Source organism: Winogradskyella sp. J14-2, from assembly GCF_001971725.1.
In the GTDB taxonomy this organism is placed as follows: Bacteria; Bacteroidota; Bacteroidia; order Flavobacteriales; family Flavobacteriaceae; genus Winogradskyella.
The window spans coordinates 2,828,926-2,841,745 of record NZ_CP019388.1; the positions used below are offsets into that span (position 1 = coordinate 2,828,926).

Sequence of the window (12,820 nt, forward strand, 5' to 3'; positions counted from 1 at the left end):
GATGAGTGTATTTCTTGTTATAGCAGGCTTAGCATTGTTGGTTGTTGGTGGTGATTTTTTGGTAAGAGCATCTGTGGGATTATCCTTTAAGTTGAAAATCTCTAAGCTTGTTATTGGTATGACAGTGGTGTCTTTTGCAACGTCTGCACCAGAGCTTTTGGTGAGTTTACAAGCCGCTTTTGATGGTATTACAGATATTGCATTGGGTAACGTTATAGGGTCTAATATTGCCAATATAGGCTTGGTTTTAGGTATAACAGCAATTATTTCTCCATTAGTTGTAGATCGCGATTTTTATCGGCTAAATTGGCCAATGATGATGTTGGTATCGTTTGCGCTATATTGTTTTTTGAAGAATGATGGATTGCTTTCTGCATTAGAAGGAGCAGTTCTTTTTATAGCTTTAATTGTATTTTTGGTTATACTTATTAGAAGTTCTAGAAAAACAATAAAGGCAAATTTAGATGAGGTTGACGATGCTTTGGCAGAGGTGTCTAACTTTAAGATTGTGATATGGCTTATTATTGGTGCTGCAGGACTATATTTTGGATCAGAGTGGCTTGTACAAGGAGCAAAAGACCTTGCAAAAGCGGTTGGTATAAGTGACTATGCAATTTCTGTAACGGTTATTGCTATTGGTACCAGTGTGCCAGAATTGGCAGCTTCCGTAATAGCGGCTTTAAAACGAGAGAAGGCCATTTCTTTAGGAAATTTAATTGGCTCTAACATATTTAATATTGCTTCGGTATTGGGTTTAACGGCTGTAATTAAGCCTATTGCCGTAAATCCTGAAACACCAGAAATCTTATCAACTAATATCTTTTGGATGATTGCTTTTGCGGCAATATTGGTGCCGTTAATGCTTATTCCAAAACGATTTGTTATTGGGCGTTACAAAGGCATGTTGTTATTTGGAGCTTACATGGTTTTTATCTTTTTAGCTTTAAAATAGGGTACAAAAAAAAGCTCATAATTATTATGAGCTTTTTTTTGTTTATAAGTAGTGCTATTGATTAAACATCTGCACTTTTTACTGTCTTTACAATTCTGCCTGCTACTTTATAAGGATCTGCATTGGAAGCAGGTCTACGATCTTCTAACCAACCTTTCCAGCCTTTTTCTACAGTAATAATTGGTATACGAATTGAGGCACCTCTATCAGAAATACCAAAGCTAAACTCATCTATAGATTGTGTTTCATGCTCACCGGTTAATCGTTGGTCATTAAATTCGCCATATACTTCGATGTGTTCTTTAACAACAGGTCTAAATGCTTCACATATTTTCTCGTAAGTAGCCTTGTCGCCACACGTTCTTAATGTAGTGTTAGAAAAGTTAGCGTGCATACCAGAGCCATTCCAGTCCATTTCTTTACCTAATGGTTTAGGGTGATATTCAATATAATAACCATATTTTTCGGTTAAACGATCTAATAAATAACGCGCTACCCAAATTTCGTCACCAGCCTTTTTTGCACCTTTTGCAAACAATTGAAATTCCCACTGACCAGAGGCAACTTCTTGGTTAATACCTTCAAAATTTAATCCGGCAGCAATACATAGATCCGCATGCTCTTCAACTAAATCTCTACCGTGAGTATTTCTACCACCTACAGAACAATAATATAAGCCTTGAGGTGCAGGGTAACCACCAACAGGAAATCCTAAAGGTAATTGCGTTTTCTTATCCATAATAAAGTACTCTTGCTCAAACCCAAACCAAAAATCATTGTCGTCATCATCAATAGTAGCTCTACCATTAGAAGGATGTGGAGTGCCATCTGGATTTAAAACCTCTGTCATTACTAGGTAGCCATCCTTTCTGGCAGGATCAGGATAGATTGCAACTGGTTTTAATAAGCAATCCGACGATCCACCTTCGGCTTGTCTTGTAGAACTTCCATCAAAAGACCAAATTGGGCAGTCTTCTAGTTTTCCACTAAAATTGTCTTCAACTTTAGTTTTGCTTCTCATGTTTTGAGTTGGCTTATAACCATCTAGCCATATGTACTCTAATTTAGATTTACTCATCAGTTTAAGATTTATTATTAGATGATGCAAATATTAGTTTTTTTTTAATACCGTCAAAAAAAATAGGGTATTTTGGGTTTAATGTTATTAAAAGTCGTTAATAAACCCTAAAATTTAAAGGGGTGTGTCTTCTTAAATATGATTAATTTGTATTTTTGGGTTAAAATATAATTAATATGTCAACATTGAGATTTTTCGCAGTTAAAGAATCATTAAAAAGAGAGCCATTAAAAATAGATGAGTCCAAAAGACGCTCAGAAGTATTTGGTGCAAACGTGTTTAATGAAAATGCCATGCGCCAATATTTAACTAAAGAAGCCTTATCGAGTATTATGGAAGCCATAACGAAAGGGACAAAAATAGACCGTGTATTAGCAGACCATATATCTACAGGAATGAAAGAATGGGCTATATCTAAAGGAGCAACGCACTATACGCACTGGTTTCAGCCTTTAACAGGTGCAACGGCAGAGAAGCATGATGCCTTTTTTGAAACTATAGGAGATGGAATGGCTATTGAAAAGTTTGGTGGTAGTCAGTTGGTACAACAAGAACCTGATGCGTCGAGTTTTCCGCATGGTGGTATAAGAAACACATTTGAAGCAAGAGGTTACACAGCTTGGGACCCAACATCTCCTGCGTTTGTATACGGCACAACATTGTGTATTCCTACCGTTTTTGTGTCTTATACAGGTGAAGCTTTAGATTATAAGACGCCTCTATTAAGAGCCTTACAAGCTGTTGATAAGGCTGCAGTTGCCGTTTGTAAATATTTTGATAAAAATGTGAGGAAAGTAACTGCTTCTTTAGGTTGGGAACAAGAATATTTTTTAATAGATAATGCTTTGGCAACTTCAAGACCAGATATTGTGCTCACAGGCAGAACTTTACTTGGGCATTCTCCTGCAAAGGGGCAACAATTAGATGACCATTATTTTGGTAGTATTCCTGCTCGAGCAATGTCGTACATGAGAGACTTAGAAAATGAATGTATGCTTCTCGGTATTCCTGTAAAAACTAGACACAATGAGGTGGCGCCAAATCAATTTGAGTTAGCGCCAATTTTTGAGGAAGCTAACCTTGCGGTAGATCATAATTCGTTGTTAATGGATGTAATGCAGAAGGTGGCTAAACGTCATAATTTTAGTGTGCTAATGCACGAAAAACCGTTTGCAGGTGTTAATGGGTCTGGTAAACATAATAACTGGAGTCTTAGTACGGATACTGGAATTAATCTTTTGTCTCCGGGAAAAACTCCAATGAGTAACTTACAATTTCTAACCTTTTTTATTAATACTATAAAGGCTGTACAAATTTACGAGGAGTTATTAAGAGCAGCTATTGCATCTGCGAGTAATGATCATCGTTTAGGAGCCAACGAAGCACCTCCAGCAATAATCTCAGTTTTTATTGGTTCGCAATTAACTAAAGTTTTAGAAGAATTAGAAACAGTTACTAAAGGTAAGTTATCACCTCAAGAGAAAACAGATTTAAAGCTAAATGTGGTGGGTAAAATTCCTGAAATACTTCTAGATAATACAGATAGAAACAGAACCTCTCCCTTTGCATTTACGGGTAACAAGTTTGAGTTTAGAGCAGTAGGTTCTAAGGCAAATTGTGCAAACCCTATGACCGTATTAAACACCATTGTTGCCAAGCAATTAATGGATTTTAAGGAAGAAGTTGATGTGTTGATTGATAAGAAATCGATGAAGAAAGATGATGCTATTTTTAATGTGTTGAGAGAATATATCAAAACATCAAAAGCGATCCTTTTTGAAGGAAACGGCTACAGCGAGGCGTGGCAAAAAGAAGCAAAAAAGCGAGGCCTTAGTAACAATAAAACAACTCCAGAAGCCCTAAAAGTCAAGGTTTCAAAACCGTCAATAGAGTTGTTTAAAAACCTTGGTGTTATGAATGAAGTGGAGTCTAAAGCGCGTTACGAAATAGAAATGGAAGAGTATATACTTCATGTTCAAATAGAAAGTAGGGTTATTGGTGATATTGCTCGTAATCATGTGGTCCCAACAGCAGTAAGATATCAAAATATACTTATCGAAAATGTTAAAGGACTTAAAGCTATTTATGGAGAGCAGTTTAGGGATTTTGCAAAAGAACAATTAAATATCATCGAACAAATATCTAAACATATTGAGGCTATAAACTCTTTAGTAACCAACATGATTGAAGACAGAAAAAACTTAAATGCTCAAAATAATATTGAAAAGAAAGCCAAAGGGTATTGCAACAAGATAAAACCGCTTTTTGATGATATAAGATACCACTGTGATAAGTTAGAACTTATGATAGACGATGAGTTGTGGCCACTTACTAAATACAGAGAGTTATTATTTACCAAATAAAAAGTATAAAGTTTCATTTGTACGTAGTTATACGTACAAAAATCTCAATAGAAAGTAGAATAAGTGTCGTTGGTCGATAACAAATGCCGTATTGTCGAAAACCCTATAGATTACCACAAAAAAACCAGTTCTCTTCATTTTTGCATGCGCTTTGTTTAGTATATTTGTAGTGCTATTAATCAATATTTGAAAAAATGAAGAAGTTACTACTAAGCGTAGCTATTCTAGTGGGTGCAACCTTAATGCTCTCACAAGATAATTCTAAAGACATTAAAGATGTTGTAAATGATGAGGTTGTTAATGTACAACCAACGCTACAGACAGAATCTTAAATTTGAGATATTAACAAGGCTATTAGCCACAAAAAAAATTAAGAAAAGGATATTTCTACATTAGATGGATTTATCCTTTTTTGTTTTAGTTGATTTTTTTGTTTTTTATGAATTGTAAAATATTTTTCTATATTGTACACCCTCAGATACTTAAATGACCTAATCTTCTTTACTAATTAAGTTTCTATGATTAATGATAAAAATAAATTGCTAACCATAATTTTTATTTTTATAAACCTATGCTTTGTAAGCGCCCAAGAAGAAAAGATACAAAACAATACAACCAAACAAAATAACAAGAATCTTTATAAAGAGCTAGATTTTTTGCAACTAAGGGGAACCCATGCTGCAGATGCTGGTATAGGTACTTCAATGATTCTTGGCGATTACCCAGATTCAGAACTTGATATTTTTTTTAGAATAGGTTACAAGTATCATATACTAAGCAATCTTAACGTAAATCTTTCATTTAACAAGTACAATATTGCACTTAGCGATACAATGAATGAAGGTTTTATGTCTTTTGATTTAAATCTCGAATATTTACTAAGCCCATGCAGTGAAGTTTCTCCTTTTATTTTTGGAGGTTATGGGTATAATGCATCTAATTCTTTTGAAGAAACACATACAAAAGTTCAAGTTGGTCTGGGCATAGAATACATGATTATTGATGGGTTAGGTATTAAATTATTTGGAGATTTTAATTACGTACTCTCTAATGAGATGGAAGGTTTAATACAGCCAGATAATGATGAGTCTATTGTGAGAGTAGGGTTAGGCTTAAATTTTTATTTTGGAGGTAACAAAAGAAAAAAGCAAATTTTAGAAAACATAGATACAGTAATTAATTCTAATTTAATAGAATAATTAATTTCTATTCTTACTTTTGCATTACCAAGAATCATTACCTGTTTCCATGAGTAATTCTGTAAGCAAGAGATATGCGCAAAGAGGTGTTTCTGCCTCAAAAGAAGATGTGCACAATGCCATAAAAAACATAGATAAAGGTTTATTTCCTAAAGCCTTTTGCAAAATAGTACCAGATTATCTGGCCAATGATGACGATTACTGCATAATTATGCACGCGGATGGAGCAGGTACCAAATCCTCTCTAGCTTACATGTATTGGAAAGAAACAGGAGACCTATCGGTTTGGAAAGGTATAGCTCAAGATGCTTTAATTATGAATATTGACGATCTGCTTTGTGTTGGAGCAACAGAAAATATTATGCTGTCATCTACAATTGGAAGAAATAAAAATCGTATTCCAGGCGAAGTAATCTCGGCTATTATTAATGGTACAGAAGATCTAATAGAAGACTTAAGGAATTTTGGAGTTACCATCCACTCAACAGGTGGTGAAACTGCAGATGTTGGAGATTTGGTGAGAACCATAATTGTAGACTCAACTGTTACGGCTCGTATGAAGCGATCAGATGTAATAGATAACGCTAATATTTCTGAAGGAGATGTTATAGTAGGTTTAGAATCGTCTGGTCAGGCAACCTACGAAACTGAGTACAATGGTGGTATGGGTAGTAATGGGTTAACGTCTGCGAGACACGATGTGTTTTCAAAATATTTAGCTAAAAAGTATCCCGAAAGTTTTGATCCTTCAGTGCCAAAAGATTTAGTGTATACTGGTAATACAAAACTAACCGATGCCATAGAGAATTCTCCATTAAATGCAGGTAAATTAGTATTGTCACCTACTAGAACTTATGCACCAATAATTAAAGAAATACTTAAAACATACAAGAGTGATACAGTCCATGGTATGGTACACTGTAGTGGTGGCGCTCAAACAAAGATTCTTCACTTTGTAGACAAGCTTCACGTTATAAAAGATAATATGTTTAGTATTCCACCGTTGTTTAAGCTTATACAAGAACAGTCTAAAACAGATTGGAAAGAAATGTATCAAGTATTTAACTGTGGTCATCGTATGGAGTTGTATGTAAAGCCAGACATTGCTAAAGACATTATTGGGATTTCAAAATCGTTTAATGTTGATGCTAAGATTATCGGCAGAGTAGAAACTTCAGAAACTAAAAAACTAACAATTACAAGCGAATACGGCACATTTACATATTAATTAAGGCGCATATGCAATACATAAAGCGATTAATATTTGTTTGTTTCTTTTTAATGTCTATTACGGCTGGTGCGCAACCAGACTCACTTTTTTTTGTAGACCCTACATCAAAACTAGATTTAGGTTGGAATACTAAAAACGAAGTAGGCCTCACACTAAACCAAGTCTCATTTACCAACTGGAATGCTGGTGGTACCAACTCAATTTCAGCAATTCTTAGTGGTAGAGCCGTAGCCAAATATAGAGCAGAAACATACTTTTGGAATTCTTCATTAAGTCTACGTTACGGCTTAAATAAGCAAGAGGATAGAGCATTGTTTAAAACAGAAGACGTTATAGAGGTGATTTCTAACTTTGGTTTAGAGAAAAGTCCAGAAAGTAATTGGTTTTATTCTGCAAGGTTTAGTTTTAATACTCAATTTGCAAATGGATTCAGCAGCCCTAATGATAATAACCCGATTTCAAGATTTATGGCACCAGGCTATGTGTTTTTGGGAGCAGGTATGGAGTATGGAAGACATATAAATAGGTTTTCTCTTTATGCTTCACCATTAACATTAAAAACAACATTTGTACTAGACGAAGCCCTCGCAAACCAAGGCGCATTTGGGGTAGAACCTGCAATTTATGACATGGATGGAAACGTTATAAAGCGAGGTGAAAATATTCGTCAGGAATTTGGTGTGTTATTCACAGGGCAATTTGAAGATGATATTTTTGAGAATATAAAATTAAATTCACGATTAAGATTGTATACAGACTACTTGGTAAATTTTGGTAATGTTGATGTAGATTGGGAAGTTAACTTAGATATGAAAGTCAACAAATTCGTTCAGGCAACCCTTGGCTCGCACATAAGATATGACCACGACATTAAATCTGAGGTTGAAACCAATGAAATTACTAATGAAGAGGTCGTTATTGAAGGTCCTAGAATTCAATGGAAACAATTGCTAGGTGTTGGTGTTGTTGTAGACTTAGATAGTCTAGTAAGCAACGCTTCTCAACCTTGATTTTACTTTAGTTGCCCTTCACTCAAGTATCTGTAATCTTCTAGCTCTTTTATATTATTTATGGCTTTAGAGCTGGCATTTTTTAATAGGTAAATAGCGTCTGAGCTTTCAATGATGTGTTTATAAAGATGATCAGAAATAAGAATTATTTTTTGTTTCTTTTCTTTTTTAATCAGTGTTTTTATGGTTTCAATATACAAAGGTGCAATATGAGAAAAGGGTTCGTCTAATATGGTAATACTGCTTTTAGATTTTAATACAATGTAGGTCTCAATAACCCGTCGCTCACCACCAGAAAGCTTATGTGCTTTGTAGGTGGCATATCTTTCAAAAGTGCCAAAAGTATCTACAAAAGCTTTCCAATCTACATCAAAAAGTTGAAAAGCAGTTTTTATACTTATGCCATTTGGGATAAAATGATATTGAGGTAAGTATTTTATAATTCCTGTTTTGTAAAGCGGTTTTAATACGGCTTTACCATCTACCCTTATGAGCTTATATTTTGGTTTAAGATTTCCAAAAATTATATTTAGTAAACTGCTTTTTCCACTGCCATTACTTCCCAAAATTGAAGTAACTTTACCTGTTTCAGCCCTTAAGTAAATGCCACTTAAAATTCGTTTGTTTTTAAAATTTAATTCTATATTATCTACTTCAAGAACCATTACTTCAAATTTTGAATAAAAAAATAATTAACACGGTTAAAACACTGTCAACAATAAACATAGAAAAGAAGAGTGTATACGTTGAGATTCCTAAGTTTTTATAAAAGGTTAGCTTGCGATTACTTGACGTTTCTTTGGTAACATACCCGGCAAAAATGGTTAAAAAAAGCTTAGTTACTATAGCAGGAACATAATGCGAATCAACAAACCCTAATAAAATAGTAACAACAAAAGACCATGCAACATAGGTTTTGTAAAAGTGAAAGAAAATAAAAAAAAACTTCATGCACCTAAAAGTAAGATTCTTTAAATAAACCCCTTTATCAACGAAAGAAAAATACTAGTAATTAAGCTGTCTAACATAAAAATAGTGAAGAAGAATTTAAAATTAGACACACCACTTATTTTATAAAATTTTAAGCGTTGCCTAAATTTTCTGTCGCTAATCATTATCCATAGCAGAAAAACCAAAAATAATTTAGTACAAAGCGCTAAAATCAATTCTGGATTAATTACCGTAATAGCTATGGTCACTAAAAACGACCATAGAGCAAGCGGCTTGTAGTAGTTTAGTATAGAGGTAAACTGCTTTCGCATACTACCTAAAACGCTAAAAGGATAGAAAATATTTTTTAAAATAGGCGTAAAATACATTTTTGATATAATCCATAAATTCAGACATAAGTTTCTAAAGCGTTAAATCTCCATAATCAACTAAAAAATTGTACTTTTGGTTTCCAATTTTTTGAAGAGCGATGTTAGAGAAAATACAGATTGTAAAACAACGATTCGATGAGGTAAATGACCTCATTATTCAACCAGATATTATTGCAGACCAAAAGCGTTACATTCAGCTAAATAAGGAATATAAAGACCTTAAGAAAATAGTTGATAAAGGAAACGTCTATAAGGAGTTGTTAGATAATATTTCTGAAGCAGAAGAAATTATAGCAGATGGTTCTGATGCCGAAATGGTAGAAATGGCAAAAATGCAGCTAGATGAAGCCAAAGAAGATTTGCCCAAAATTGAAGAAGAAATACGATTCTTACTTATACCAAAAGATCCAGACGATGCTAAGAATGTTGTTGTCGAAGTACGTGCTGGAACTGGTGGAGATGAAGCCAGTATTTTTGCAGGAGATTTATACCGCATGTATTCAAAATATTGCAGTAATAAAGGCTGGAAAGTAGATGTAGTAAGTACAAGCGAAGGAACATCTGGTGGTTTTAAAGAAATCATATTCGAAGTTTCTGGCGAAGACGTTTACGGTACTATGAAGTTTGAAGCAGGTGTACATCGTGTACAACGTGTGCCACAAACCGAGACACAAGGTCGTGTGCATACCAGTGCGGCAACTGTGGTAGTAATGCCAGAAGCAGAAGAGTTTGACTATGAATTAGATATGACCGAAGTACGTATAGAGCGCACCACATCAACAGGACCTGGAGGTCAGTCCGTAAATACAACATACTCTGCAATTAAGCTGCACCATGAACCAACAGGTATGATTGTGAGTTGTCAAGATCAGAAATCATCGCACAAAAACTTAGAAAAAGCTTTAAAGGTTTTACGTTCGCGTTTATACGAAGAAGAATTAAGAAAGCGTCAGGCAGAAGCTTCAGAAAAGCGCAAAAGTATGGTGAGCTCTGGAGATAGAAGTGCCAAGATTAGAACGTATAACTATCCTCAAGGTCGCGTAACCGATCATAGAATTGGGTTAACCTTATATGATTTATCAAACATCATAGACGGAGATATTCAAAAAATAATTGATGAATTAATGCTTGCAGAAAACACAGAGTTGTTAAAAGCAAGCGACGATGTAATTTAAATTTAGGCCTCTTTTTTGAGGCTTTTTTTATGAAAAGAAAACTTTTATATGCTTTATCATTCTTGGCTGGAATCTTTATTTTAGCTAGACTTACAGGTGCATTATCATATTACAAACTTCCAAGCACCTCAAATGAACCAAATTTAAAATTAAATTCAAAAATAATTGGGTCTAATTTAATTAAGCCAAGGCCTATGGATTTTGCTTATTTTAAATTTTCGGATAGTTTAGATGGTTGGACTTTGATTAAGCGATTGGTAGCTGTTCCTGGAGATAAACTAGAGTGTAAAAGAGGTGTGATTTATGTAAACGATAAAAATATAGATACCTTGTTAAACTTAAGACACTCTTACATCGTTGCAAATAATGATGCTAGAAAAATAATAGAAAAATTTAAAAACGATGAGTCTTTTCAAATGTATCAAAAAGGTGCTGATTCTATTGTAGTTTTTTTAGATTCTGATTATGTTGCAAATAATCAACTCAATCTAAAGAGATATATTCATAATAACGAATTTTCATTACTTTCTAAAGATATTGCTTCTAAAAGAGATAATTGGAGTATAACGGATTTTGGACCAATCGTTTTACCGCCAAAAAAGTACTTTTTACTTGGTGATAATAGAGATAATTCATTAGACTCGAGATATAGAGGTTTTGTAGATGAAGAGAATATTATGGGAACATTAATCTATAACTTTTAATGACAACACAACAACTAATCACTCAAATCAAGAAAAAACAATCCTTTCTTTGCATAGGGTTAGATGTAGATTTAAATAAAATCCCTCAACATCTTTTAGAGGAAGAAGACCCAATATTTGCTTTTAATAAAGCTATAATTGATGCAACACATCACCTTTGTGTGGCATACAAGCCTAACACTGCTTTTTATGAAGCTTACGGAATTAAAGGTTGGCAGGCTTTAGAAAAAACCATAAACTATCTTAACGACAAGCATCCTGAAATTTATACCATCGCTGACGCAAAACGCGGAGACATTGGTAACACAAGTACAATGTATGCAAAAGCTTTTTTTGAAGATTTAGGTTTCGATAGTGTTACCGTAGCACCATATATGGGCAAAGATTCGGTAGAACCTTTTTTGGCTTTTGAGGACAAGCACACCATTTTGTTAGCATTAACATCTAATCAAGGAGCTTTCGATTTTCAAACTAAAACCGTTGATGGAGTAGAACTTTATAAGCAGGTTTTAAAAACTTCAAAAACTTGGAAAAATTCAGAAAATTTAATGTATGTGGTTGGTGCTACAAAAGCAGAATATTTAGCAGATATTAGACAGATAATTCCAGATAGTTTTTTACTAGTGCCAGGAGTTGGTGCACAAGGAGGTAATCTTCAAGATGTTTGTAAATACGGGTTGACTGATAATGTAGGTTTGCTTATTAACTCTTCCAGAGGAATAATATATGCATCTCAAAACGATGATTTTGCACAGGCTGCAACAGCAAAAGCAGAAGAATTGCAATTGCAGATGCGTGAAATTCTGAATGCTTAAAATTAGCAGCACTAAACTCGTTTCAACATCTCAAGATGAAATACTTAGATCAGTTAAATAGAAATGTTGCGCTAGAGCATATACCAAAACGAATTGTATCTCTGGTGCCTTCTCAAACCGAATTGTTAGTTGATTTAGGGCTAGAAAATGAACTTGTAGGTGTTACAAAATTTTGTGTACACCCAAGTCATCTCAGAAAACAAAAAACCGTTGTTGGTGGTACAAAGCAGATTCATGTTAATAAAATAAAAGCGCTTCGGCCAGACATTATACTTTGTAATAAAGAAGAAAATACAAAGGAAATCATCAAAGATTTAGAAGATGTAGCTCCAATACATATCAGTGATGTAGATACTGTAGAAGATTGTTTAGAGCTCATAAAAATGTATGGTGCTATTTTCAATAGTTCTAAAAATGCGTCAGAGTTAATTGAGGCTATTAAAATTGAAAGACAAAAATTTCAATCTGCATTACAATCTAAAAAGAAGAAGAAAGTAGCTTATTTTATATGGAAGAATCCTTGGATAGTGGCAGCTTCCAATACGTTTATAAATACAATGATTAATGAAGCTGGTTTTAGTAATATTTTTGAAAATCAAGAACGTTATCCTGAAATAGATTTAGAGGATTCAAAATTAAAAGAAGCCGATTTAATATTTCTTTCAAGTGAGCCATATCCTTTTAAGACTAAAGATATAGATGCTTTTAAAGAGCAGTTTCAGGATAAGGAAATAATTATTGTTGATGGAGAAATGTTTTCGTGGTATGGAAGCCGATTATTAAAGTCTTATAAGTATTTTCAAACATCATTTTATTAAATAAAAAAGTCGGTACCTAACTAATACCGACTTTAATCTAACTAACTTGTTCTAATCTCTTTTAAGACTTAATCTCTTTTGCATTACAAAGATGTTGACTTTACTTGATTTAAATGTTATGTTAATATTAGCATATAATTAAATGTAGTTTAA

The 12,820-nt window shown here is 33.8% G+C and carries 12 protein-coding genes; 10 read left to right on the plus strand and 2 right to left on the minus strand.

Annotation, left to right across the window (positions count from 1 at the left end; translation table 11 throughout):
* Position 1 precedes the first annotated feature (1 nt).
* A complete protein-coding gene (locus BWZ20_RS12740) occupies positions 2 to 952 on the plus strand; it encodes a calcium/sodium antiporter (protein WP_076620482.1) in 951 nt (316 codons plus the stop codon).
* Positions 953 to 1,013: 61 nt separating this feature from the next.
* Here BWZ20_RS12740 and BWZ20_RS12745 read toward each other — a convergent pair whose 3' ends face one another.
* Positions 1,014 to 2,030 carry a glutamine synthetase beta-grasp domain-containing protein gene (locus BWZ20_RS12745; protein WP_076620484.1) on the minus strand — a complete coding sequence of 339 codons (1,017 nt, stop codon included), beginning with the start codon at positions 2,028 to 2,030 and terminating at the stop codon, positions 1,014 to 1,016.
* 176 nt (positions 2,031 to 2,206) lie between these two features.
* On the opposite strand from BWZ20_RS12745, the gene BWZ20_RS12750 reads away from it, so the two are divergent.
* The 5 genes from BWZ20_RS12750 (at position 2,207) to BWZ20_RS12765 (ending at position 7,833) form a co-directional block, all read left to right on the plus strand.
* Complete coding sequence (locus BWZ20_RS12750) at positions 2,207 to 4,393, plus strand: glutamine synthetase III (protein WP_076620487.1); 2,187 nt, start codon at positions 2,207 to 2,209, stop codon at positions 4,391 to 4,393.
* A gap of 194 nt (positions 4,394 to 4,587) precedes the next feature.
* A complete protein-coding gene (locus tag BWZ20_RS15330; protein WP_157358413.1) occupies positions 4,588 to 4,725 on the plus strand; it encodes a hypothetical protein in 138 nt (45 codons plus the stop codon).
* Positions 4,726 to 4,911: 186 nt separating this feature from the next.
* Positions 4,912 to 5,592, plus strand: a complete 681-nt coding sequence (locus BWZ20_RS12755; RefSeq protein ID WP_083677220.1) for an outer membrane beta-barrel protein — start codon at positions 4,912 to 4,914, stop codon at positions 5,590 to 5,592.
* Between the two features lie 49 nt (positions 5,593 to 5,641).
* On the plus strand, positions 5,642 to 6,820 hold the full coding sequence (locus BWZ20_RS12760; RefSeq protein WP_076620489.1) for an AIR synthase related protein: 1,179 nt from the start codon (positions 5,642 to 5,644) through the stop codon (positions 6,818 to 6,820).
* Positions 6,821 to 6,831: 11 nt separating this feature from the next.
* Positions 6,832 to 7,833, plus strand: coding sequence for a DUF3078 domain-containing protein (locus BWZ20_RS12765; RefSeq protein WP_083677221.1), 1,002 nt, complete (start codon positions 6,832 to 6,834; stop codon positions 7,831 to 7,833).
* Between the two features lie 2 nt (positions 7,834 to 7,835).
* Here the strand turns inward: BWZ20_RS12765 and BWZ20_RS12770 are convergent, their stop codons facing one another.
* Complete coding sequence (locus BWZ20_RS12770; protein WP_076620491.1) at positions 7,836 to 8,498, minus strand: ABC transporter ATP-binding protein; 663 nt, start codon at positions 8,496 to 8,498, stop codon at positions 7,836 to 7,838.
* Positions 8,499 to 9,253: 755 nt separating this feature from the next.
* Here BWZ20_RS12770 and prfA point away from each other — a divergent pair.
* Genes prfA through BWZ20_RS12800 form a run of 4 tightly spaced genes read left to right on the plus strand, consistent with a single transcriptional unit; the run spans position 9,254 to position 12,667 of the window.
* A complete protein-coding gene (gene prfA, locus BWZ20_RS12785; protein WP_076620496.1) occupies positions 9,254 to 10,330 on the plus strand; it encodes a peptide chain release factor 1 in 1,077 nt (358 codons plus the stop codon).
* A gap of 29 nt (positions 10,331 to 10,359) precedes the next feature.
* The gene (lepB, locus tag BWZ20_RS12790) at positions 10,360 to 11,034 is read left to right on the plus strand and encodes a signal peptidase I (RefSeq protein ID WP_076620498.1); all 675 of its coding nucleotides are present in this window, start codon (positions 10,360 to 10,362) and stop codon (positions 11,032 to 11,034) included.
* Entirely contained in the window at positions 11,034 to 11,849 is an 816-nt protein-coding gene (gene pyrF, locus BWZ20_RS12795) for an orotidine-5'-phosphate decarboxylase (RefSeq protein ID WP_076620500.1), read from the plus strand. The genes lepB and pyrF overlap by 1 nt, the downstream gene beginning before the upstream one ends.
* Positions 11,850 to 11,884: 35 nt before the next feature.
* Positions 11,885 to 12,667, plus strand: coding sequence for an ABC transporter substrate-binding protein (locus BWZ20_RS12800; RefSeq protein ID WP_076620502.1), 783 nt, complete (start codon positions 11,885 to 11,887; stop codon positions 12,665 to 12,667).
* Positions 12,668 to 12,820 lie beyond the last annotated feature (153 nt).

Excerpts from the sequence above, each read along its gene's own strand:
- BWZ20_RS12740 (WP_076620482.1), top strand. The coding sequence starts at position 2 with ATGAGTGTATTTCTTGTTATAGCAGGCTTAGCATTGTTGGTTGTTGGT.
- BWZ20_RS12745 (WP_076620484.1), bottom strand. The coding sequence starts at position 2,030 with ATGAGTAAATCTAAATTAGAGTACATATGGCTAGATGGTTATAAGCCA.
- BWZ20_RS12750 (WP_076620487.1), top strand. The coding sequence starts at position 2,207 with ATGTCAACATTGAGATTTTTCGCAGTTAAAGAATCATTAAAAAGAGAG.
- BWZ20_RS15330 (WP_157358413.1), top strand. The coding sequence starts at position 4,588 with ATGAAGAAGTTACTACTAAGCGTAGCTATTCTAGTGGGTGCAACCTTA.
- BWZ20_RS12755 (WP_083677220.1), top strand. The coding sequence starts at position 4,912 with ATGATTAATGATAAAAATAAATTGCTAACCATAATTTTTATTTTTATA.
- BWZ20_RS12760 (WP_076620489.1), top strand. The coding sequence starts at position 5,642 with ATGAGTAATTCTGTAAGCAAGAGATATGCGCAAAGAGGTGTTTCTGCC.
- BWZ20_RS12765 (WP_083677221.1), top strand. The coding sequence starts at position 6,832 with ATGCAATACATAAAGCGATTAATATTTGTTTGTTTCTTTTTAATGTCT.
- BWZ20_RS12770 (WP_076620491.1), bottom strand. The coding sequence starts at position 8,498 with ATGGTTCTTGAAGTAGATAATATAGAATTAAATTTTAAAAACAAACGA.
- prfA (WP_076620496.1), top strand. The coding sequence starts at position 9,254 with ATGTTAGAGAAAATACAGATTGTAAAACAACGATTCGATGAGGTAAAT.
- lepB (WP_076620498.1), top strand. The coding sequence starts at position 10,360 with ATGAAAAGAAAACTTTTATATGCTTTATCATTCTTGGCTGGAATCTTT.
- pyrF (WP_076620500.1), top strand. The coding sequence starts at position 11,034 with ATGACAACACAACAACTAATCACTCAAATCAAGAAAAAACAATCCTTT.
- BWZ20_RS12800 (WP_076620502.1), top strand. The coding sequence starts at position 11,885 with ATGAAATACTTAGATCAGTTAAATAGAAATGTTGCGCTAGAGCATATA.